Annotated in this window: 16 protein-coding genes and 1 pseudogene; 6 read left to right on the top strand and 11 right to left on the bottom strand. The window is 55.4% G+C overall.

Features of this window, described 5'->3' with window-relative positions:
- The first annotated feature begins 201 nt into the window (after positions 1 to 201).
- Complete coding sequence (locus AC2TF6_RS12065) at positions 202 to 3,336, top strand: ATP-binding protein (RefSeq protein WP_491311203.1); 3,135 nt, start codon at positions 202 to 204, stop codon at positions 3,334 to 3,336.
- A gap of 95 nt (positions 3,337 to 3,431) precedes the next feature.
- On the opposite strand, the gene AC2TF6_RS12060 is transcribed toward AC2TF6_RS12065, so the two are convergent.
- The 4 genes from AC2TF6_RS12060 to acsA form a co-directional block, all read right to left on the bottom strand.
- Positions 3,432 to 3,917 carry a DMT family transporter gene (locus AC2TF6_RS12060; RefSeq protein WP_491311202.1) on the bottom strand — a complete coding sequence of 162 codons (486 nt, stop codon included), beginning with the start codon at positions 3,915 to 3,917 and terminating at the stop codon, positions 3,432 to 3,434.
- A 66-nt stretch (positions 3,918 to 3,983) separates the two neighbouring features.
- On the bottom strand, positions 3,984 to 4,682 hold the full coding sequence (locus AC2TF6_RS12055; RefSeq protein WP_491311201.1) for a Crp/Fnr family transcriptional regulator: 699 nt from the start codon (positions 4,680 to 4,682) through the stop codon (positions 3,984 to 3,986).
- A gap of 58 nt (positions 4,683 to 4,740) precedes the next feature.
- Positions 4,741 to 5,166: a DMT family transporter gene (locus tag AC2TF6_RS12050; protein ID WP_491311200.1), complete on the bottom strand. Its 426-nt coding sequence runs from the start codon at positions 5,164 to 5,166 to the stop codon at positions 4,741 to 4,743.
- Positions 5,167 to 5,441: 275 nt separating this feature from the next.
- A complete protein-coding gene (acsA, locus tag AC2TF6_RS12045) occupies positions 5,442 to 7,172 on the bottom strand; it encodes an acetate--CoA ligase (RefSeq protein WP_491311199.1) in 1,731 nt (576 codons plus the stop codon).
- Between the two features lie 270 nt (positions 7,173 to 7,442).
- Between acsA and AC2TF6_RS12040 the strand changes: the two genes are divergently transcribed.
- Positions 7,443 to 8,372, top strand: coding sequence for an ABC transporter substrate-binding protein (locus tag AC2TF6_RS12040; RefSeq protein ID WP_491311198.1), 930 nt, complete (start codon positions 7,443 to 7,445; stop codon positions 8,370 to 8,372).
- A gap of 217 nt (positions 8,373 to 8,589) precedes the next feature.
- On the opposite strand, the gene AC2TF6_RS12035 is transcribed toward AC2TF6_RS12040, so the two are convergent.
- The 3 genes and pseudogenes from AC2TF6_RS12035 to AC2TF6_RS12025 form a co-directional block, all read right to left on the bottom strand.
- Positions 8,590 to 9,477, bottom strand: coding sequence for a GNAT family N-acetyltransferase (locus AC2TF6_RS12035; RefSeq protein ID WP_491311197.1), 888 nt, complete (start codon positions 9,475 to 9,477; stop codon positions 8,590 to 8,592).
- 325 nt (positions 9,478 to 9,802) lie between these two features.
- Positions 9,803 to 12,316, bottom strand: a complete 2,514-nt coding sequence (gene uvrA, locus AC2TF6_RS12030; RefSeq protein ID WP_491311196.1) for an excinuclease ABC subunit UvrA — start codon at positions 12,314 to 12,316, stop codon at positions 9,803 to 9,805.
- 458 nt (positions 12,317 to 12,774) lie between these two features.
- Positions 12,775 to 13,089: pseudogene (locus AC2TF6_RS12025) on the bottom strand (VOC family protein); the annotation flags it as partial.
- A gap of 93 nt (positions 13,090 to 13,182) precedes the next feature.
- Between AC2TF6_RS12025 and AC2TF6_RS12020 the strand changes: the two are divergent.
- A complete protein-coding gene (locus tag AC2TF6_RS12020) occupies positions 13,183 to 13,542 on the top strand; it encodes a VOC family protein (protein ID WP_491311195.1) in 360 nt (119 codons plus the stop codon).
- A gap of 117 nt (positions 13,543 to 13,659) precedes the next feature.
- Here AC2TF6_RS12020 and AC2TF6_RS12015 read toward each other — a convergent pair whose 3' ends face one another.
- The 3 genes from AC2TF6_RS12015 to AC2TF6_RS12005 form a co-directional block, all read right to left on the bottom strand.
- Complete coding sequence (locus AC2TF6_RS12015; protein WP_491311194.1) at positions 13,660 to 14,145, bottom strand: anthrone oxygenase family protein; 486 nt, start codon at positions 14,143 to 14,145, stop codon at positions 13,660 to 13,662.
- Positions 14,146 to 14,262: 117 nt separating this feature from the next.
- Positions 14,263 to 15,162: an arylamine N-acetyltransferase family protein gene (locus AC2TF6_RS12010; RefSeq protein WP_491311193.1), complete on the bottom strand. Its 900-nt coding sequence runs from the start codon at positions 15,160 to 15,162 to the stop codon at positions 14,263 to 14,265.
- Between the two features lie 332 nt (positions 15,163 to 15,494).
- The gene (locus tag AC2TF6_RS12005) at positions 15,495 to 16,487 is read right to left on the bottom strand and encodes a cupin domain-containing protein (protein WP_491311192.1); all 993 of its coding nucleotides are present in this window, start codon (positions 16,485 to 16,487) and stop codon (positions 15,495 to 15,497) included.
- Between the two features lie 568 nt (positions 16,488 to 17,055).
- On the opposite strand from AC2TF6_RS12005, the gene AC2TF6_RS12000 reads away from it, so the two are divergent.
- Both AC2TF6_RS12000 and AC2TF6_RS11995 read left to right on the top strand, forming a co-directional pair.
- Entirely contained in the window at positions 17,056 to 17,325 is a 270-nt protein-coding gene (locus AC2TF6_RS12000) for a helix-hairpin-helix domain-containing protein (RefSeq protein ID WP_491311191.1), read from the top strand.
- A gap of 46 nt (positions 17,326 to 17,371) precedes the next feature.
- The gene (locus AC2TF6_RS11995; protein WP_491311190.1) at positions 17,372 to 18,085 is read left to right on the top strand and encodes a TioE family transcriptional regulator; all 714 of its coding nucleotides are present in this window, start codon (positions 17,372 to 17,374) and stop codon (positions 18,083 to 18,085) included.
- Between the two features lie 247 nt (positions 18,086 to 18,332).
- On the opposite strand, the gene AC2TF6_RS11990 is transcribed toward AC2TF6_RS11995, so the two are convergent.
- Positions 18,333 to 20,861 carry a DUF4855 domain-containing protein gene (locus tag AC2TF6_RS11990; protein WP_491311189.1) on the bottom strand — a complete coding sequence of 843 codons (2,529 nt, stop codon included), beginning with the start codon at positions 20,859 to 20,861 and terminating at the stop codon, positions 18,333 to 18,335.
- 460 nt (positions 20,862 to 21,321) lie between these two features.
- On the opposite strand from AC2TF6_RS11990, the gene AC2TF6_RS11985 reads away from it, so the two are divergent.
- Positions 21,322 to 22,392, top strand: coding sequence for a YVTN family beta-propeller repeat protein (locus tag AC2TF6_RS11985; RefSeq protein WP_491311188.1), 1,071 nt, complete (start codon positions 21,322 to 21,324; stop codon positions 22,390 to 22,392).
- Positions 22,393 to 22,543 lie beyond the last annotated feature (151 nt).

The raw sequence follows: 22,543 nt of genomic DNA, 5'->3' as shown, positions 1-22,543 counted from the left end.
TGTATCTTATCGGACTTTTATCGTGTTGTGATAGATCCGCCTTTGGTCCAAGAAACAAGGGTCTTCCCACCCTCTTCTCTACCATATCAGAAATATAAGAGCCTTCCTACCTATTTTTATCAGGCCAAAAGAATTAGATCGTACGGAAACGCGTTTTGAAATGTGAAAGGATTTCAAGGAAGTTTGTAGAAATGCAACAAAATGAAAACCTACAAAAAATTGAGAGTGTTTATAGGGGTGCTTCTTTTTTTCCTGTCGCTCGGCGGACTGCGTCTGATCTGGTCCCAAATGACCTCCATCCCCGCTCATCCTCCGGCCGTTAAAGGATCGCTCAATTTGCAGAACTGGGATTTTGCCGAAAATCCGCTGGTAACGCTTGACGGCGAATGGGAATTTTATCCCAATCAACTGATTCCTTTCGAAAGCGGCTCGGCGGCACCGGCGAGGATGCAGGTTTTGCAGGTTCCCGGTTCCTGGGAGCAGGCCTTTGCCACGGAAGCGAAAGACAGCTACCGCTTCGGCAGTTACCGGCTGCGTGTGTCTCTACCACGTGATACGAAGCTGACATTCAGCATCCGCTTGCCCGATATCCGCTCGGCTTCCGGCGTGTTCGTAAACGGTCAGCCGATCCATCTAATCGGCGGGCCGGCGGAGACAGGCGAGGGCTTCATCCCGGGCTACCGTCCCTCCACCGTCACGTTTACGGCGGACAGCGGCCAAGCGGATCTGATCATTCATGCAGCCAGTCCGTCCTATATGAAAGCCGGAGGCATTACGGGTTCGGTCCGTTTCGGTGAAAAGACCGCCCTGACGAGCACCGTCTGGATCGGTATCGGCTCGCAGCTTGCCATCGCCCTCGTCCTGCTGATTCACTCGGCCTATGCGGTGCTGCTTTATTGGATCGGTGCGCAGCGCAGATCCGTCCTCACATTTGCTGCGCTGGGCCTCTTTGCGGCGGTTGCCGTGCTTTCGGACAACGGCAAGCCTCTGGTCGTCTGGCTGAATATGGATTACGAAACCGCCACGAGAACGATATTGGTCGCCTACACGGGAATCGCCCTTTGCCTGATTCAGCTCGCGAGACTGTGGTTTCTCAAACAGACCGGCAAACGGATCTTTAGAATGCTTCAGTTTGTTTATATCCTGTACACCCTGTTCATTCTGTTTGCGCCCGCTTATATGGTCTCCCGCTCTTCTTTGTTTTTAACGTTATCCGGCCTGTTGACGGATCTCGTCTTTCTTGTCCTTATGCTGAGAACGGTAAAAAGGGAAAAGGAGGACGGCATGTTTCTGCTGCTCGGGATTACGGCGGTCGTCTCCAACGTGTTCTGGGCCGCCATAGAGCCGGTAACCGGTCCGGAACCGGATTTTTATCCGCTTGACCTGCTTGCCGCTTTGTTTGCGCTTGCCGCCTACTGGTTTAAACGTTATTTCCGCACTTCCGCCAGGACGGCGGAGCTTGCCGAAAGATTGCAAAAGGAAGACAAACGGAAGGATGACTTCCTCGCCAACACGTCCCACGAACTGAGGAATCCGCTGCACGGAATTTTGAATATGGCTCAGACGGTTCTCCACACGGAACAGGACAGGCTTACGGAGGACAGCAGGAGAAACATGGAATTGCTCTTGACGGTCGGGCAGCGGATGTCTCTGCTGCTCAATGATTTGCTGGACATCACGTTATTAAAAGAAAACCGCGTCCGCCTGCAGCCGAAGGAGCTGAAAATTCAGTCCGTCGCGGCCGGCGTGGCGGATATGCTGCGTTATATGACCGGCGGCAAGCCCCTGGAACTGAAGCTGGATATTCCCGAAACATTTCCGCCCGTCCTTGCGGATGAGAACAGGCTGACCCAGATCCTGTTTAATCTCGTCCACAACGCTATTAAATTTACGAACGAGGGGGCGATTGTCATCGAAGCGCGCGTCCGGCACGGTCACGCCGAAATCCGGATTGCAGACACGGGAATCGGCATGGACGGGCAGCAGTTGGTCCAATTATTTCAGCCCTACGAGCAGGCCGATTCCGGGATTACCTCACCCGGTGGAGGGATGGGTCTCGGTCTGGGCATCTGCAAAAGCCTGGTGGAACTGCACGGCGGTGTGCTCGAAGCTTCCTCCGTGCCCGGGCAGGGCAGTGTATTTTCTTTTACGCTGCCTCTCGCGGAGCCGTTCCGGGCGGCTGCCTATCCGGCTTATCCCGCCGGACCGGACAAGAACGGTCCCTTCGGGCACGCCGCCCTGTCCCCCGCTCCCTTAGCGGCCCCCGAAGAAGAACTCACCGCAGCCAGCCCGACCGGACAGGCCTCGCAAACCGCCCTGCAAGAGCAGCCCGGATGGCCGGAGAAGCTGCCGAGTATTCTTGTCGTCGACGATGATCCCGTCAACTTGACGGTGCTTCGCAACCTGCTAGCATCCGAAGGCTACCGCGTCGAAACGGCAGCAAGCGGCAGAGAAGCTCTGTCCCTGTTGGACGGAAACGGCTGGGACCTTGTCATCAGCGACGTCATGATGCCGCTCATGTCCGGTTACGAACTGACCCGGATCATCCGCGGCAGGCATACGCTGGCCGAACTGCCCGTCCTGCTGCTTACGGCACGGAGCAGCCCGCAAGATATTACGGCGGGCTTTCTGGCGGGCGCGAACGATTATGTCACGAAGCCGCTGGGCGCTTACGACCTGAAGGCGCGGGTCCGCTCCCTGATCGGCCTCAAACTGTCGGTAGAAGAACGGCTGCGCATGGAAGCCGCATGGCTGCAGGCTCAAATCAAGCCGCATTTTTTCTTCAACACGATAAACTCCATCTCCATCCTCAGCGAGATCGACCCGGCAAAAATGAGATCACTTCTGGAGGAATTTTCCGCTTACTTGCAAAACAGCTTCGACTTTCAAAACTCGGAGCAGCTTATTCCTCTTCAGAGAGAGCTCGAGCTTGTCCGCTCCTATCTCGCTGTAGAAACCGTCCGCCACGGAAGCAGGCTCGGCATTCACTGGGAGATTGATGACATTCCAGGGCTCAGACTACCGCCTCTATCCATTCAGCCGCTGGTTGAAAATGCGCTCATCCACGTCGTGCTTGAGATAAAGACGGGAGGCGTTATCCGGATCGAAGTGAAAAATCGCGAAAACGGGACGGAGGTCCGTGTCACGGACAACGGCATGGGGATGGACCCGGCAATCCTGGAGAAGCTCCAGGGCGTCCACGCCGGAGAAGAGCGCCGGGGAATCGGGCTGGCGAACACCGACCGCCGGCTGCGGCACATGTACGGCACGGGATTGACGCTCGAAAGCTCTCCCGGTCTCGGGACCGCCGTTTCTTTCTTCATCCCCGCCAATTGAATGTCAGGCGGCAGCTTGCAGCCGCGTAAACAACAGAAAAACTCAGTCTCTCCGGGGAGAGACTGAGTTTTTCATTTTGACTTCCCGCACATCGGTCAGTCCGGCAATCCCTGCGGCGCTTTGGCCGCGGACGGCTCGGCTCCTTGCCTGCCGCCGAATTTGAACAGTACGATGCCGGCGACGATGACCAGCACCCCGATCAGTTTGTTCAGCGTAAACGGCACCTTCTCCAGTCCCAGCCATCCCAGCGAGTCCCACAGCAGGGCAAAACTGAGCTGTGCCGTCAGCACGATTGAAATGGCATATGTCGGGCCCAGAAGCTTCATTCCCTGTACGAGGCAGATAACGACACCGACGCCGATCATGCCGCTTACCCAATACCACGGCTGCATGTTTTGCAGGGCGAACGTTTGCTTTCCTTCCACAAGCAGACTGATGATCAACGAAGCCAGGAATCCCATTCCGAGCACCAGGGTCGTCGTTGCCCAAGATCCCGTCCGTTCGTTTACTTTGCTGTTGAAAACCGTCTGCAGGCTGACCAGCGAACCGGCCAGAACCGCCAGCATTAATCCCAGTATCATGGTTTTGCTCCCCTTCTCTCTACAAATAACGCTATTCCCGTACATGGTGAGGACCGCTAAACTCTATCACTCATAAATATTGTGACCGGCCAGCGCGCTCAACCCTTCCCGGTCTTTAATCGTAATAAACCCTCTCGTACGCTGAAGCAGCCCTTCGCTGCAAAACTTTTGGATCACCCTATTCAGATGCCTATAGCTCGTTCCGATCAAATTGGCCGCATCCATGAGATGAGTCGTGCTCAGCTGTCCCCGGACCAGATTATCCGACTCTTCACAGAAAACCGACAGCAAGTAGCTGGCGAGCCGAACTTCTACCGGATACATCAAATTAAAACTGGAAAAATTCGAGTCGATGTAAAATTTCTGCGTAATAATCTCCAATAAAAACCTCAGCAGCGGAGCATGATCGTTCCCGTACTTTTTGAGCCAGCGGTGATGAATTCCGATCATGTGAACCGGCGATACGGCTTCAACCGTGTTCACGATATCGCTTCCTCGTATATATTCTATATCGCCGATCACTTCAATCGGCGTCTTGAAGCAGAGAATCAGCGTTTTGCCTTCCGCGGAGGACGTGTAAATTTTAATTTTCCCTTTAACCAGCACATACAAATAGCGGGCCGGCTCGCCCCTGGAACAGATCATCTCTCCCTGCTCGAAGCTGAACAGAGACAAATGAGGGTTCAAGGCTTCGTTAAAAACCGTTTCCAGCCGGTGTTCCCGCAAATAACGGGACAACTGCTCCCGGTCCTGAATTTCTTTCACTGCCGGTCCACCTCCAGCCTTTTCCTTTTCCTTATCCTTTCCTCGAATCATTATCCTATCACAGTTTCAGGATCACGACACCCGCGATCATTAGCCCGATACCGATGAACTGCGGCAGCTTCATTTTTTGTTTGGCGACGCCGAACCATCCGTTGATATCGACGAGAAATGTAAGGCTGAGCTGAGCGATCAGCAGCGCCGCAATCGTAAACGTAACCCCGATTTTCTGAATGGCAGTGACCTCGCTGAAAATGATTACCGCGCCCAGTGCGCCTCCGATCAGATAAAGCGGCTTAATCCCTTTGAAACTTCGCAGGCTGCCGTCCCGCACAAAAAGCAGGATAACCAGCGCAATCAGAAAGCCCGTCAATTGGGTTATCGTGGCGGCCTGCCACGTGCCGATATCGTGGCTGATGCGTGCGTTGGCGACGCCCTGCAGCGTAATGCATGCCCCGCCTAAAAATGCAAAAATAATCCCTTTCATTGCGGCCGTCTCCTTCGCTTAGAACTTCTTTCTTATTAAATCCCAGCGGAAGGAGTGCAGAAAAGGACATATGTCCTGAAAGTCCATAAAATGCTTCCAAGCTCACCGGAATCCCGAAAAAAATAACCGGCCTCTCGGGAGGCCGGTTATTCGGGTGCTGCTTTAAAGCAGCAGTGTGCAGAGACCTGCATAAAAACCGTCCGCTTAACTAACGGCACCGGGCTTAGTCGTTCCTTCGCAAGTTTCGGAGACGGCAAGCAAACGAAGAGGATGAATTAATCTTCCAGTGTAGACAGGTCGCCGGTAGGCAGCCCCAGTTCCCAAGCCTTCAGAACGCGGCGCATAATTTTGCCGGAGCGCGTCTTCGGAAGCTTGTCGCGGAACTCGATTTCACGGGGAGCCGCGTGGGCCGCGAGGCCTTTTTTGACAAACTGCTGAATTTCTTTGATCAATTCCTCGGAAGGCTCGTAGCCGTCCCGCAGCGCGATAAACGCTTTAATAATTTCGCCGCGCACCGGATCCGGCTTGCCGATTACACCCGCTTCCGCAACGGCCGGATGTTCCACCAGCTTGCTCTCGACCTCGAAAGGCCCGACACGTTCGCCGGACGTGTTGATCACATCGTCGACGCGGCCCTGGAACCAGAAGTATCCTTCCTCGTCCTTGTAAGCGGAGTCGCCGGAAATATACCACGGCTTAAGCCGGTAGTACTCGTCGTATTTCGCGGGATTGTTCCAGATGAGGCGCATCATCGAAGGCCATGGAGCGCGTACCGCAAGGTTGCCCATCCGGTTCGGCGGCAGCTCGTTGCCCTGATCGTCGACGATGGCCGCGTATACGCCCGGGATCGGCTTGCCCATGGAGCCGGGCTTAATCGGCATCGCCGGATAGTTGCAGATGACCTGCGCGCCGGTTTCCGTCATCCACCACGTATCGTGAATACGCTTGCCGAATACTTTCATCCCCCAGCGTACCACTTCGGGATTAAGAGGCTCGCCCACGGACAGGATGTGGCGCAGAGAGGACAGATCGAACTGCTTGAGGAGATCGTCGCCCGCCGCCATCAGCAGCCGGAAAGCGGTCGGAGCCCAGTACCACACCGTGACTTTGTAGGTTTCGATCGTCTGGTAGCTGTCATTCGACGAGAAGCGGCCGCCGCGTACAAGCGAAGTCGTCCCGTTCAGCCAGGGCGCCCACATTCCGTATACGGTTCCCGTTACCCAGCCGGGATCGGCGCAGCACCAGTAAATATCGTCCGGCTGGAGATCCAGGACCGTTTTGGCGGTATGAAGATGCTGGATCATCGCGTTATGGACGTGCAGAACCCCTTTCGGTTTGCCGGTGGAGCCGGACGTGTAATGCAGCTGCATGCCGTCTTCCAGTCCAACCCACTCGATTTCCAGCTGATCGGACGCTTTTGCCATCAGATCATCGTAGGAAATTTCCCTGTCCCCCGGTTCGCTGTTCTCGCCGACCACAATGACATGCTTGAGCGCGGGCAGCTCGGAAACGGGAATGCGGTCTTTAAGCGCAGGTGTCGTGACAATAGCCACGGCTTCGGAATCCAGAAGCCGGTCCTTCACGGCCGCTTCCATAAAAGCTTCGAACAGCGGGCCGACGATCGCTCCGATTTTTACAGCCCCGATATAAGCCGTATACAGCTCCGGAGAACGCGGCATAAATACGAAAATACGATCTCCTTTGCCGATGCCGAGAGACCGCAGAGCATGACCGAATTTGTCTGAAAGTGTTTTCATTTGTGCAAACGTATACGATTCATTCCGTGCCGCGTCCGTGTAAATAAGCGCCGTTTTGTCCCCCCGGCCTTCCTCCACATGACGGTCGAGCGCCTCGTAAGCGATATTTACTTTTCCCGTGCGAGACCACGTAAATTCCTTCTCCACATCCGCCCAGTCGAAATTGGCGTACGCCTCTTCGTAATCGGCCAGATTATTACCCGATGTAAGAACCGGTATGATTTCCTGCTCTTCCGTTTGCATCGTCATCCTTGCACTCATCCTCCCATTCTCTTTCCCGATTTCAATTTGTAATTTATCCTAATAAATTCCATCGGAATTGATTATATCTTACATTCACGGACACGACAATAAAAAACGGACGAAGAAACGGCATTTTACCCAGAGGTAACCGGCCGATGATTGTACCCAGCCGCAGCGCAGCTGTCTCCTCATATATTGACAATGATAATCATTATCAATATACTGTTGTTTGGAAAAGGTTACCCTTACAACCTACATATATGGAGGAATTCTACCGTGTTTAATCTCAAAAAGTCCGGCACGCCCGCTTTATTTATCCTGCTTCTACTCGCCTTAACGGCAGGCTGCGGCAATAAGGAGAGCGCACAGCCCCAGCAGCAAACGGTCACGGACGGGATGGGTCACCAAGTGAACCTGCCTGCCGAGCCCAAGAAAATCATTGCCTCTTACCTGGAAGATCCTCTGCTTGCCCTCGGCATCAAACCCGTGGCCCAATGGTCGGTAAAAGGCGGAAACGTACAGGAATATTTACGCCCTCAATTGGAGGGAATTCCCGCCATCCCTTCGAACCTGCCGCCGGAGACCGTTCTCAGCTTCAACCCGGACCTGATCATCCTCCGCCCGGAATCCGCGGCTCAAGAGAGTCTTTATGAGCAGTATGCGAAAATAGCGCCTACCTTTGTCCTCTCGAAGGAGGACGCCGACGATTATAAAAAAACAGTAACGAAAATGGCCGAATTGTTAAACAAAAAGGAGGAAGCGAAAAAAGCGCTTGATGCCTACGACCGGAAAGCAAAAGAGTCAAAAGACAGCTTGCAGAGAGCGCTCGGAGACAAAAAAGTCGCGGTTCTGTGGCTCACCAAGAAAACCTTCTACGTCGTCAACGGTAATGTTTCCAGCGGAGCGATTTTATATGGGGATTTGGGCTTGAACAAACCGAACCTGCTGAATGCTTTGCCGGACTCCAAGGCCAATTGGGTGCCCGTTTCGCTGGAGAAGCTGGCCGAGCTGGACGCCGATTATCTTTTTCTCGTCAATTACGATAAAGGCCAGGCCGGAAACCTGGAAGAAGACCTCTGGAAAAACATCCCGGCCGTTAAAAACGGTCACGTTTATGAGATCGCTTCAACCAGCAGTTGGCTGTATAACGGCATCATCGCGGCCGAGAAAACCGTCGACGACGTCATGAAAGCGCTGCGTCCTTAACGATCGGACACCATTCACGCATATACCGCTTGCTGACGCTCGCCCCGCCGTCGTCGCCCGTTCCGGTTCCGCTTCGGCGCCGGATGGCTGCCTTCTTGTGCCGGGTTAGGCGGCCCATATGGGCTTCGCCTCTAAATTACCGTTTCGCAGATAATCAAGCGTCTCCAAGAAAAAAGGACATCAGGGCAGCCGCCCTGACGTCCTTTTTACATGACGATTATCCCACGGTGACGCGGTAATAATCGTTTACGCTGCGCTCGACGAAGCCCACCGATTTGTACAAGCCCAGGGCGCGGTCATTGTCCGCCGCCACCTCCAGAGCCAGCTTGCCCTGAAGCTGGTTCGACTCCGCTATGGAAATCGCTTTGCCCAGGATCACTCTGCCGTGACCTTGTCCACGGTATTCCGGGAGCACGCAAAATCCGGAAATAAACCCGCCGTCGTACAGTTGAATGTTGATTTTCCCGATGGGAGTTCCCGCAAGCTCGGCAATCCAGAAGCTTTCTCCGGCCGCGGCCAATTTCTGTTCGTTGAATTCCCTGGCATCCGATTCCGTGACGCCGAACCCGGCAACGTCCAGCCGGATCGCTACTTCCATATCCGCTTGCTCCGCAGGACGCAGCTCGATTTGACCGGCGGAAATGACGGAACTCAGCACGTCACGGTCATAATCCGAGGGCAGCTCCATCCAATACTCGGAAAATTCATAAGCGGCTCCGGTATATCCGGCGAAAGAGCGTCCCGACTCCGACCCCCGCTGCACAATAAGCAGTTGTTCGGGTATTCCGCGCTTCCGGCATTCCTCGGCGGCCGCTTCGAACAGCTTCCGAAAAATTCCCCGGCGGCGGTACTCCGGGTCCACCATCCCGCTGATTTCCGCTTCGCTGCTTTTAAAAGCAAACAGCGCCAGAAAACCGACTGCTTTTCCGTTCTCGACATAAAGCCAGTCGCTGCATTCTTCCGCTTTCCGGTTCTCGAGCATATCCCAGTTCAGTTTTAATGTAATGGAATCGTATTCGTTGCAGCGCTTTTCCAGCTCTTTTACTTGCGCAAATTGGTCGTGGGTTAAACGATTTACAGGCAGAACAATTCCGGTATCCGGCATTTCAGATTCCCCTTATCCATGTAGTAAGAGCCATGAAGACTCACTGTACTATCCATTATAATGGAAAAATAGACCGACGGTTAAGGCGGATTTGATTATAGTCGTTTTTTCGGCCCGGACGGCTAGTTGTACCTTAGAGGCTCATCGCGCGCGATTCAGAGGGCAGCACACGGCGCGCGGCTCCCCGCGCAGCGAGGAGTCGCATGATGACGGGGACCCGCCGGCGGCCAGACACTCTTCTTGGCTCCTGCAAGGTATGCAGAGATACCAGTTGAGAAAAGCCCCTGCTCGCGGCCGAGATTTCGGCCGTGAGCAGGGGCTTCTTTTAATAAGCGGCGGCCAGCGCTTTTTTCAAGAAGCGCCCGGTATGGGAAGCTGCGACCGCCGCGACCGTCTCCGGTGTGCCCGCGGCCACCACTTCCCCGCCCTTGTCTCCCGCTTCTGGCCCGATATCGACGACCCAGTCGCACTCGCGAATCATGTCGAGATTATGCTCCACGACGATAACCGTGTTTCCCGCGTCGACCAGCTTGTTCAGCAGCACAAGCAGCTGCCGGGTATCCCGCGGATGCAGGCCCGTCGACGGCTCATCCAGCAGATACAGCGTATGCTGCTTCGTTTTGCCGCCCAGCTCCTTGGCAAGCCGGATCCGCTGTCCTTCTCCTCCCGACAGGGTCCGGACCGACTGCCCCCAGTGCAGGTAACCTAATCCCACTTCGGTCAAAAGAGCGATTTGCCCGTCCATCTTGATTCTGCCCTGCAAGAGAGGCAGGCTTTCCTGAACCGTCATGTTCAGCAGGTCCGAAATGGAGTACCCGTTGCAGGTGACTCGCAGCACTTCTTCCTTGAACCGTTTCCCCCGGCAGACCGGACAGCGGACTTCAAGACCGGGCAGGAAGAACATGTCCATCGGCACAACACCCAGTCCCTGACAGTGCTCGCAGCGGCCGCCCGGCGTGTTGAACGAGAAATGCTTGGCCGTAAGCCCCGCCCGCTTCGCTTCGGGCAAACCGGCATACAGACTCCGCATCGCCGTGAATACGTCGGTGTAGGTCGCGACGTTAGACCGGCTCATCCGGCCGATCGGCGACTGGTCGACCGTCACGATCCCGCCGATGCCGCCGAAACCGGTGATGCTCCGGCAGCCGTGGCGCTGCTGCTCGTCGCGTCCGCCCGCGGCTACCAGATCGAAAAGCAGGGTCGACTTTCCTGAACCCGAGACGCCGGTGATGGCGGTCAGACAGCCTAGAGGAAAGGACACGTCGATATGCTTCAGATTCCGCTCATAGGCATCATGAACGTTCAGAAACCGGCCGTTTCCCGGCCTTCTCTGCCGGGACAGGGACGCGGTCATGCCGGAAGACTCTCGCAGGAACGCTCCCGTGACGGAATCCGGGGTGTCCATAAGCTCCGCGAGCGTCCCTTCTCCGACGACACGGCCCCCGAAGCTTCCCGCACCGGGGCCCATGTCGATCACGTGGTCCGCGGCCTGCATCATTTCGACGTCGTGCTCGATGACGAGTACCGTGTTGCCGAGATCCCTCAGCTGCTTCAACACGCCGATCAGCCCTTCGGTATCCCGCGGATGCAGCCCGGCCGTCGGCTCGTCGAGGATGTACAGCACGCCGGTCAGCCCCGAGCCGAGTATCGAGGCGAGCCGGAGACGCTGCGCCTCTCCGCCGGAGAGCGATACCGTTTGTCGGCTCAGGGACAGATAGCCCAGGCCGACAGCCACGATCCGCTCCGTCCGGACGGTCAGATCGTGCAGAAGCGACCCGACCATCTCCCTGGCCTCGGGCTGCAGCTCTCCCATCAGCCGCTGCAGCCAGCCGAGCGCATCCTGGAGCGCCCAGCCGGAAATATCGGAGATGGAAGCGCCGCCGACCGTAACCTGCCGGATGCTCTCCTTCAACCGGGCGCCGTGACAGGCGGCGCACGTCTCTTCAAGGAACAGCGCCGACTCGCCCGATTCGCCGCCTTTCTCCTTGTAGCGTCTCCAGATGCCGGTTACTACGCCTTCGAACTTCCCCCCGCCGACCGACTTGGGCGGCTTTACGTCCGGAAAATGCGCAGAGAACGCATCGCTCTCGACACCGTAGTAAAGCAGGTCGCGCTGGACGGCCCCGTACTCTTTAAGAGGCCGATCGGCATCGAAGGTGAAGCCGTAATGCTCCCCCGCCGCTTTGAGGATCGACAGGTTGTATTTCGTGATCATGTCATACCAGACCGTTACACAGCCGTTCCGCAAACTTTTCTCCTCATCGAAAACGGCATCCATGTTCAGGGTAACCGTATGACCGAGCCCGCCGCATTCCCCGCAGGCGCCTTCCGGCGTGTTGTAGGAGAAATACCGGCGCGTAAGACGTTCCATGCCGGCGCCGCAATGCGGACATTTCACGGTCGGCCGCATGTCCTCCCCGTCTTCCCCGTCTCCCGGTCCGGCCGCTTCCCCGTCAGGCCCCGGTACGAAGCGCTTTCCGCAGTCCGGGCAGGGCCGTTCGCCCAGTTTCTCGTAGATGACCCGCAGGTACGTGTGAATATCCGTGATTGTACCGACGGTCGATCTCGGATTGCGGTTCGTGACATGCTGCCCTACGCTGATGGACGGGGATAACCCAATAATCGCGTCTACCTTCGGCTTGGCAATAGCGTCTGAGGTCATGCCCATCGACTCCATATACTGCCTCTGGCACTCGCGCTGGAGCGTATCCATGGCCAGCGTCGATTTGCCGGAGCCCGAAGGTCCTGTCAGCACGACCAGTTTGTATTTTGGAATGCGAAGCGTCACGTTCCTCAAATTGTTTTCCCGGGCTCCCTGGATCACGATCTCGCTGCTCACAAGTAAGTCCTCCGTTCGTATTTGATTTTTCTTCCTTATTAACAGCATTCTTTCCAGCCGCACAACCTTATTCTATAACATTCATGCAAATGAGAAGGTTGAAGTCTTTTGGGCTTGTTGTATCAGGCACTTGCTTGCAAAATGTGTAGCCACGCACTTTAAGGTTCTAAACGAATTGGAACGACAACCGTGCGGCAAAAAGCCCTCGTTCTGCATTCAGAAGCTCTTCCGCCAGGAAAACGGCGTGCGTGGTGCAGATGACTTTTTCTCATTCGACGAATGATTGGACGGAAATAAAAAGACACAGCACGTACACGTGTTGTGTCTTTAAACCCCAACGGATAGCTGCCGGCGTCCGGTCCGGATGTATTCTTTTTTTATTCGGGCGGGCCGTAAAATTTTTCAACCCGCGCTCGCATACATTCGGGTACTTTTTAACTCGCAGGGGTCCGTTGGTTTCACACCGTGATTTCTATGCTGTTTCCTTCCGGGTCCAGAACAACACTTTCAAAATAGCCGTCGCCGGTTACTCGGGGCTCGCCCTCGACCGTATATCCGTCACGTCTTAGCCGTTCCGTCAGCTCCACGACCTTGTCTTCGCTTCCGACCGAGAAGGCGATATGGGCATAGCCCAGGTAAACCCGCCCCTCATCTCTCCCGATACACGCCGGTTTGGTCATCAGCTCCAGTCTTGCACCGCTTTCGAACTGCAAAAAGTACGATTGAAACTGCTTCTTGACGTTCGTGTACTTATCGCCCGCCGCTGCGCGAAAACGATCCCGAATCTATCAAGGACAAGGAAAAGGGTTGCGTTTGTCGAAGTAGTTTACCGGCAACCGATAACGGCTTATAAACGGAGGCGGACTATGAAAGTTAAACGAATCATTGCGAACCTGGAATCGCCGGAACTTGCGGCGGCCAAACGCTTTTATCAGGAGGCGCTCGGTCTCGATTTGCTTATGGATCACGGCTGGATCGCAACGTACGGGAACCGCGAGACGATGAACGTCCAGATCAGCATCGCTTCGCAGGGAGGCTCCGGCACCCCTACACCCGCTCTATCCATCGAAGTGGACAATCTGGAAGAAGCGCTTGCACGTATGGAGGAGGCCGGTTTTCCTGCGGAGTACGGCCCTGTTGACGAGCCCTGGGGGGTGCGGCGTTTTTTTGTGCGCGATCCGCTGGGCAAGCTGGTCAACATTTTGTCCCATGGGCAAGAAGATTAAGCCCTTGTAAGCCCCGCTTGCGGAATATCGTTTTCCGATCCGGGCATAGAAAGCCAAAAGCCGCATCCGGCCGTTATCGCAACGGTTCGAATGCGGCTTCCACCTGTCCCGGCATGCTCATCCCTTCAGTCGGAGAGCTTGTATGAACATAGCCAGAGCCGCTAGGCACGCGGCCGTACGCACATGATTCCAGGCGGTCCATTTGACGACATAACGCGACCACAAGTCAGCCCCCTCCGCGCTTCCCGGGTTCACGGCTTCGAGCGCGTTATTCAGCGGAACGTTGAACACCATCGTTACCGCAAAGCCGGCAACATAAACCAGGCTGCCTGCCAATAACCAGCCGCTGCCCGGCTCTCCCCAGTTCAGCCACGAGGTGACCGCCAGCACGCCGCTTAACAAAGCCGTTCCCATAAACACGATGCCGAACAAGGGATTCAGAATGGTGGCGTTGATCGACTGCATCGCCGCAATGCCCTGCTCCGCCGGTATCCGGGCGAGTGCGGTCATAACGAACGCCGAGAAGGCGAAAAACAAGCCCGCGTTCAGTCCCGAACCGAGGGCGGAACAAAACGTTAAAACCGTAAGCAAACTGCCGCTCATTACGAATCTGCTCCTTCCGCTGAAGCCTGCTGTATCCGACTGTCTTCTTCCCTCATTTTATAGCGAAAATGTCACGCCGGGAAAGCCGCATTTCGTTATAACCGATTTGTACCGGAATCATCCCGTCGGCAGGCTTCCCGCTTTTTCTTGCCGCTCCTTTATTTTTTGCCAGTCGGAATGGGCCGCCTCGACTCTTTTCCACAATTCCTCCCGCTCCGGCTTGCTGTAGTTGACAAGCTGTTCATCGAATACATCGGCCAGAACCTCGAACCATTGCGATTTCGTGCGAAGCTCGGTTTTTTTCAGTCCGCTTGCATCCCGTCTATTCCAGATACAGCCTCTGAGTTCATTGCCGTCCGCCGCATTCCGTTGTCTGATCAGAAATTTATTAAACCAGGGAGATTCCTCGGAATGGATATAAAACTCGTGGTTCGGCTTGAACTCTTCAAGATCCGTCAGCAGGTCGGGCGCGTAATCGACACCCGGAAAAGAAGCGAGGGGATCATGCTCCAGCCGCCAGCCGTCAGCCGCAACGCCCGACTCCGTCACCTTGTAGGTGTAAGGCTCCTGAACATAACGGCCATAGCTTAGAGGCAGCGGCTCGAAAGGCATATCCCCAAGCCCTACGTCGGCGATCCAGGTCCCGTTCCCCGCTTCTTCATCGGAAAAATCAACGGTCAGTCCCAGATGAAAAGAATTGATCCGCGGCTCGGCTCCCATCGGCTGAACACCGGCACGATGCAAATTCACCCGGTAGCCGAGAGAATGCAGAAGAACGCTGAATGCACCGTTCAAATGGAAGCAGTAGCCGCTTCGCTGATTCAGAATGAGCGCCACCGATTCTTTAAACCCGATAGGGGCCGGTTTTCCGCCGAAAATGTCCAGCGTCTGCCAGGAAAGATGTTTGACATGAGCTTTGTGCAGCTCAACCAGATAAAGAAGCGTGGGCGCCCCGATTTCCGAAATCTCGATTCTTTTTAAATAAGCGCGCACTTCTTCCCTCGTCAATGTATACATAAAGAGTCACCTCGGGTACCCGTATTACGCTTGCCCGGAAATGAATTTCCTGCCGCGTAATTCCATTCTAGAAGGGAGCGGAGACGCCTACAACGCCAAAAAGGAGCATCTGTACCGGTACAGATGCTCCTTGGAGTGCTGCTGAACATCTTCATGCAGTGACTCACCGCGGGTTGAAAGATCGCGGGAGGCCGGGCTGTCCGCGCTAACATCCGCTGCCGCACCAAGAAAACAGGCGGACGCTCTCCACTGTAAAGCCTGCCTGTGGTCACCCTTCGGTTTGAGATTTACATGCGGGTTCCCGTAGCTGCCGGGTCTTATTCAGCGCGCGATTAAAAGCTTGGTACCCGGGGCGCAGGTGTCCGGTAAGTTTCGGACTGCGTCTGCGGATACGGCTGCCGCGAATAAGGCTGCTCGTACGTCTGATTGTGCGCCGTGTTGTATGCCTGGTTGTGCGTCTGCGTCGTATAAGCCTGCGCGTCCGACCGGGCGTAGGGCCGACCATACGAATTCGCCACAGTAACGGGATTTGCATAGGACGACGAAGAGTATGGGGCGGGATATCCGGAAGCAGGGTACCCGGCGCTTGATATGCTCCCGTATGGAGCCGCCGGACCGCGATAGCCGATCGGAGCATTCTCGGGCGGATACGGCTGGGCGGGAGCGGCCCCGTAAGAAGCGGTCGGGTAACCCGGCGGAAGAATCGAGCCTACGTTAGCGGCAGCTCCGCTCCTCCGAATTTCACCGTTCGGTTCGCCGGAATCTCTGACTGTCTGCGGCTTTTTGCGGCAGTTGTCCGGCGGTCCGATCGTAACGGTTTTCGTGATGGGGGCGATCACTTCTTTCCATTTTTCTTCATCCAGACAATAGGTTTCAGCCATTACACGGGCGGGGGTCAGCCTCAGAATATCCGAGCCCAGAATCACTTCCGGCATAGGCGCGTCGAATATCGCGATAAGATGGGTATCGTCTTCAGACGCCTGCTCATAATGCCACCACCCCTGCGGCACATTGGCCACCTGCCCCGTTTTAATGGGGATATGATAAAGCTTATTGGTAAAGGGATTGATAAACGAAACCTCCGCTGCACCCGAGACGCAGTAAACGAGTTCCGTCGCGTTCTGATGATAATGCGGTTCCACATAATGCCCCTTGCTTAAATAAATGTCGAGCAGAGAGGCGTTGCCCAGCGTATTGAGCTGCTTATAGCCGAGCAGATTGATGTAATTGCGGCTATTCGTTTTGAAAACGGTGTTCTTCGGCAAATCATAAAAAAACTGGAGATTCGGTGAAGTGTAATCCATATAAGAAATCGCCAAATTCATCTTCTCCTTATTCGTGATGACGGAACCTCTCCTCCTTCCTAATTTGTATGGGGGAACGAAATGTTTTATGTGCTTAAATAAGTCCCGACTTCCAAACCCGCAGGGAAGGAGTACTTGCGCGAATCTCCAGCAAACGGCACTGTTTGGCGCTACATGAAGCATGGCAGTGCACGGCTTACAGAGGTCAGCCGAACATGACAAGAGACACCCTCACCGAATCCCGGGGTGTCCCTTGTTTATTTCAAACACGCAGAAACTCGTCGATCGTCTTCGGAGCCGGCAGCCCCGTGGCGTCTAGAAGACCCTTGCGGATAAAAGTGGCTCTGCGGGTCGGCTCCGAGACCGACCCCGCTGTAGCTCACATTCCATCACCCTTGCTTTGTTTGGTATGATTGAAGTGTACCTTACGGGCTGCTCAATCGGGATACCGTGACTTAACATGAGTTATCTTTTTTTAAGGTCCGCAATTCCTAAGAAAAAACATCATGGGCCCCGCGGTATAGTAAAGCTTAGTTTTATCCGCTCTTGAGAAAAGACACCCATTTATTTGCGGAGAGGAGGTAATTACGTGCCGACTAATCTTCCTGATCTGCCCGATAAAAAAGCAGCCGTGCCTGGTCCGGAATCCGATCTTCCCGCAGGCCTGTCCAAGCCCGCTCTCCGCGCGCTTGCCGGAGCCGGCTTTCTGCGGCTTGAGCAGCTGACCCGGGTCACCGAGAAAGAGCTTCTGCAGCTGCACGGCATGGGTCCCAAAGGGATTGAACTGCTGCGCCCCGCCCTGGCGGCCAAAGGACTGTCTTTCGCAGCAGCACCCGGAGCATCCGGAACATCGTCCTAAACAAACGCTGAAACCGCCGATTTCCGTGCGGAGAAAGGCCCGAGACATGGAGTACTACAAGCCCATCGACATTGCCCGACAACTGAACATCAGCACGAGCGCCTTGCGGCATTACGAATCGTGGGGCGTCGTTCCGGCGCCGGACCGGGCCGCGAACGGGTACCGCCTGTACACGAGGATGCATCTGGCGTATTTCCGCTGTCTGCGCGCCATGTTCCCCGCCTTCGGCGTCGGACTCAGCTGCGATGTGCTTCGCCATATCCAGCGCGGCGATATGGACAGCGCGTTCTGGCTCGTCAGCCATGAACAGTCCGTCCTCCAGCATGAAAAAGCGGTGGCCGACAAGACACTCGCTCTCCTCCAAGACCCCGAGCTGCCGATCCTCGCCAACAAAAAACTGAAAAGCGCGATGACCATCGGCGAAGCCGCCTCTCTCACCGGTGTCCAGGATTCCGCCATCCGCCATTGGGAAAAGGAAGGACTGCTCAAGCCGGGTAGAGACCCGGACAACGGGTACCGGATTTTTACGCCTATGCACATCCGGCAGATTCTGCTGATCCGCACGCTGCGCAGAACGGTTTACTTCCTGGAAAGAATGAAGGATATCGTCCAAGCCGTGGAACACCAGAGCATCGGGAAGGCGAAAAAAGTGACGGAGCAAGCGCTTCATAGCATTCATGAAAGGAACCGGCAGCAGTTCCGGGCTGTCTCTGAGCTCGTCGAGCTTTGCAAAGAAGTCGGATTAATGGAGCGGGATTGACCCGACCGTCCTCCCCCTTTCATCTCCATACAAAAAACCGCCCGCTTCCTTCAAGGGAAGCGGGCGGCGGTTCTGTGAGCCTTCCTGTGCGTATACGTGAGACGTACGACAGGAACAGGCTCCTTTCTATTTTCAAAGCATGCTTTATCGGCAATCGTAAGTTCACTCTTGTACGCCTTTGGTTCATGTGCGCAGTCACCGTCCGGGATGAACGGCTCAGCGCCGGTCGGCTGCTAGAGGCTGGCGGCTACTTCAAGATTTTACTTGCTACGGCAGAGAGATCCTGATTGTTGATTTTACCGTCCTTATTGATGTCCAGGTGCTTGACCTGCTCCCAGTCCGGACTTTGTTTCGTTTTTCCGTACGGAGCGGCCACGATAGCCAGGTCACCGACACTCACTTTGCCGTCTCCGTTAAAATCGCCCGGAACCGATCCCGGGGTTTGTACCGTCAGAGACGAAGGCGCGGCATCCGCTTCTTGTCCGTCGCGGTCACCCATCACCGCACTCGTGACGGAGACGACTCCTTTGATCGTCTGGTTGTCCTTTTTGCTGCGGAAGGTGAATTCGAGCAGCTTGGCCGGACCCGTCACGGCATGGCTGTCACCTTGACTGGCCACCAGCAGCCGGAGCTGCCCAGGCGTTTTTTTGTCGGTTTCAAGCAGGGAGATTCCGTCCAGGACGGGCTTCGCCGACACAAAATCCATAAAGGCGGCATCATATTCGACTTTAAGATCCTGCGCGTATACCGCCTGCGATCCCCCGGTCAGGCCGTAGGTCACGGAGAACTTCTCCCCCGCCGGAACCGTTCCGCTGCCTGTCAATACGGTCTGCCAGCCCGTCTGCCCCGCCGCAATCGTCACCGTCACCGTGGCGACGTTGGAATCCGTCTTGCCGTCGCTGGCTTTGAACGTGAACGTGTCGGTCCCCGTCTGGCCCTTGCCCGGCGTATACGTGAACGTCCCCTTGGACGCATCCGTCACGGCGGCAGTTCCCTTGACGCCGTTGCGCACAATGCTGTAAGTCAGCGGATCGCCGTCGTCATCCGTCGCCGGAAGAGTACCGGAGACGGGCGTATCCGGCGCTGTGCTGAGCGCGCTGTCCGAAGCGACCGGAGCCCCGCCGGCTGCCGGTCCGTTTTTAGTGAACTCGTAAAGCTTGTCGTACAGGCCGCGGATCTCGGGATCTGAGCTTGCAGCCGCCTGCGCCATGACCGGCCCGCTGCCTTTATAGTAAGCCTTGAAGGAGTTCCCCTTAAAGCCGAACTGCTCGCCCGCATCCAGGTATTCCAGGAATCTCTTGCGGAATACGGCATCGGTCAGCATCCGGTTGTCAAATTCAAGCTCGACGCCCATTCCGAACCGCTTGGCCGTTCCGGCCGCGTCTTGCAGGCGGTCTATGTTCAGAGGTTCGAAATAATAGTTCGGCTGGAAAGTGACCGCGTCAAACCCGACATCCTTCCACATGTAGCTTTTGTACGCGAGGAAATGGGGAATCCAGAACGACTTCAGCCCTTTCTCGTGAACGAGACCGTTCGTAAAGCGCAGCAGATCCGGCCCCGTGCTGCTCGTTCCCACCTGCTCCTGCAACCAGTAGTAACCGGAAAGCTCCAGATTGGAATAGTGCTTTTCCTCAAACTTGCGGCTGACCTCGTCGATCCACCAGCGGATCACCTTCTGCCGGTTGGCGATGGCTTTATCCTTGCCTACCGCGCCCTCGTTGAAATTCTCGGTGACGCCGTCTCCGTCGATATCCCCGAAATCGGTTGTATATTCGCCCGGATTAGGGATCATCATGACCGTTTTCGTTTTGTGGCCGGGCTGTCCCAGCTTCTGGCCGACTTCCTTCGTCGCTTCGTTCAACTGATCCAGGTCTCCCTGATCCGCGAACGTTTTATCCAGGTACCATTTCCAGTCCGTCAGCAGGGCCTCCCCTTCTCCGAAATCGCGTCCTTGTGGCGACTGCAAGCCGAGGACAAGGGCTCCGTCAAAAAACCAGTCGACGGGCTTTCCTTCCTTGTTCACATACCCGATCTCGGGAACCAGTTTTTCCTTTGTCATTTTGACGCCATCCGAGTAGTACCCGTTGTACAGCAGCGACAGGTTGCGGATACCTGCGGTGTGTTCACCGGGCTGCATATAGTCGAAAGCTTCCGCAGGCACCTGCTTCGCCCCTTCGATTTTGCCGTCGGCTCCCCAGATCTCGATCTCGTCGATAAACTCCCACGCCTTCGGATGCATGGAGAACGCCACTTTGACATAACGGGCATAGGCCATCTTCGCATCGGAGCCCGCATTCGGGATGCCGTCCTTGCTTCCGTCCCACGTATAGAACTGATCGACAGGCGGACCGTCCGTCCACAAATGCTCCGTCGCCTTATGGGCTACCGTTCCCCAGTTCTGCTTATCGTCGGACACATACATGGAGACCGTCAGAGGGAAAAGAACCGCCGATCCCGGCCAATCCTGCAGAAAATGCGCCCGGATCTTGGAAATAGACTTGGCCTCGCCCAGATCGAAGACGATTTCACGGGTCTGCTTATTTAAGCTTCCGACCCAGGACGGGTCCGTCACATTGGCGCTGCCGATCACTCCGTCGGTAAGCTTGCCGGACGGATCCGGATAGTTTGAATGAGGAGCTTCGGACCATTCGTACTTCAAGCCTTTGGCAAGATTGCGCACTTCCGGCTGAGCCTGGGCGCCGTATGCCTGGGGAAGCATCGTAGCCATCAAGGTCACTCCCAGTGCCAGCGATAACCATTTCTTCTTCGAACTCATAATTTCCCTCCTAAAATGGGTGGTATGAAAGCGCCTACAATGTAACCTTAAGAGACGCGCCTCTTGAATAAAAGAGATAACTTCTGACTTTTATATACACTTCTTTACTTCACGCTTTCAAATCGTGTGTTCTCAGGTTTTTGCATGAAAGGGCCCTTTTGGCTTTCCGATCTCTTCCCTCCAGCCGTAATTTACACGCGGAAACGGCAAAAAAGCCGATTACCGCGGCCTGTCGAAAGCCGGCTATTCGGTTTGGCTGTTTGGATCGGCCGCTGCCCTCCTCCCGCTTTTTCTTACCGTTACGGGCTGGTCTTCTCCACTTTGTTAGCCAGCGAAATTCGGTCAAACCATTGGCAAAAAGACGAGTTGGATTGAGCCTCGGATGGGCAGACGCATAAGCAACTGTCTTGATTTTGAATAAAGTGTCGTAGTTCCCAATAGAAAGGCAGGACTGCGATCCATGTCGAAAGCAACCCTTATCCAAAGAAAAACACCACCGAAAGTCATTGCTACGATTCCTCTAAATTCTCCCCTCCATGTCGCCATTAACCGCAAAACGAACCGGGTGTTCGTCACCCGGAGCTTGGATGCGCTGGAGGTAATCAACGGATTTACCAATCGTGTCATTAAAACCATCCCTATCGAAAACGCGCCGAATCACCTGGTGGTCAACGCCCGCAAAAATCGTATACACACGTTAAACACGGCGGTAACGGCGAACCCTCAGGGACTTACTGGAAGCGTGAGTCTCGTGAACGGCGCGACGAACCGGCTGGTATCGTCCGTTGACGTCGGCAAGGACGGAGCTGCTATCGCCTTGAACGCCGCAACCGGCCGGGTGTTTGCCGTCAACGCGGGCAGCGACTCCGTTACCGTGATCAACGGACGCACCAACCGGGTGATCACAACCGTTAAAGTAGGCAACACGCCGTTCAACGCGGCTGTCAATCCGTTCACCAACCGGATCTTTGTGTCCAATCACGACGCCGGCACGGTTTCCGTCATCAACGGAGCTACCAATAAAGTAATCGCTACCGTTAAAGTAGGCTCAGGACCGGACACCATCGCGATTAATACCCTGACCAACCGGATCTTTGTCGCGAATACGAACAGCAGCACCGTTTCGGTCATTAACGGAAAAACGAATAAAGTCATCAAAACAATCCGTGTGGGCACATTTCCTTCCGACATCAAAGTCAACGTAAGAACCGGCCGGGTCTACACGGCAAATTCGTCCGCCAATACAGTTTCCGTCATCAGCGGAAGAAAACTGTCGGTTATCGACACGATCAAGGTCGGAATCCAGCCTTCCGTTCTCGGTATCGATACAAAGAAGAACCGCATCTTCGTCGTTAACGCTTCTCTGAAATTATCGAGGGGAAGCGTTTCGGTCATCAGCGGTTTCAATAACAAGGTCATTGCCACCCTTAAGGTCGGCGCCCAGCCGTCGGACCTCAGCGTCAATTCCAAAACGAGCCGGGTGTATGTAACCAACAGCGCCGGTGACAGCGTTTCGGTTATCCGGTCGTAGTCCGCGCGTTCCAAGACAGCCGTAGAATACACGACCATCTCCCGCGACCGCGGTCTCTAACCCCGCGCAAAGTTTACCCCCGGGCCTGCTGCCGGTAGGGATCAAGGAAGCCCGGCCTCATTCCTCCATCCGGATGAACGGCCGGGCTTCT

This window comes from Paenibacillus sp. JNUCC 35 (genome assembly GCF_058269095.1).
Note: the sequence above shows the minus strand (reverse complement) of the source record. Positions and strands in the feature narration are given on the sequence as shown.

Coding starts and splice junctions, on each gene's coding strand:
- AC2TF6_RS12005 (WP_491311192.1), bottom strand. CDS start 16,487: ATGAATTTGGCGATTTCTTATATGGATTACACTTCACCGAATCTCCAG.
- AC2TF6_RS12065 (WP_491311203.1), top strand. CDS start 202: ATGAAAACCTACAAAAAATTGAGAGTGTTTATAGGGGTGCTTCTTTTT.
- acsA (WP_491311199.1), bottom strand. CDS start 7,172: ATGACGATGCAAACGGAAGAGCAGGAAATCATACCGGTTCTTACATCG.
- AC2TF6_RS12020 (WP_491311195.1), top strand. CDS start 13,183: ATGAAAGTTAAACGAATCATTGCGAACCTGGAATCGCCGGAACTTGCG.
- AC2TF6_RS12010 (WP_491311193.1), bottom strand. CDS start 15,162: ATGTATACATTGACGAGGGAAGAAGTGCGCGCTTATTTAAAAAGAATC.
- AC2TF6_RS11990 (WP_491311189.1), bottom strand. CDS start 20,861: ATGAGTTCGAAGAAGAAATGGTTATCGCTGGCACTGGGAGTGACCTTG.
- AC2TF6_RS12015 (WP_491311194.1), bottom strand. CDS start 14,145: ATGAGCGGCAGTTTGCTTACGGTTTTAACGTTTTGTTCCGCCCTCGGT.
- AC2TF6_RS12060 (WP_491311202.1), bottom strand. CDS start 3,917: ATGATACTGGGATTAATGCTGGCGGTTCTGGCCGGTTCGCTGGTCAGC.
- AC2TF6_RS11985 (WP_491311188.1), top strand. CDS start 21,322: ATGTCGAAAGCAACCCTTATCCAAAGAAAAACACCACCGAAAGTCATT.
- AC2TF6_RS12050 (WP_491311200.1), bottom strand. CDS start 5,166: ATGAAAGGGATTATTTTTGCATTTTTAGGCGGGGCATGCATTACGCTG.
- AC2TF6_RS11995 (WP_491311190.1), top strand. CDS start 17,372: ATGGAGTACTACAAGCCCATCGACATTGCCCGACAACTGAACATCAGC.
- AC2TF6_RS12035 (WP_491311197.1), bottom strand. CDS start 9,477: ATGCCGGATACCGGAATTGTTCTGCCTGTAAATCGTTTAACCCACGAC.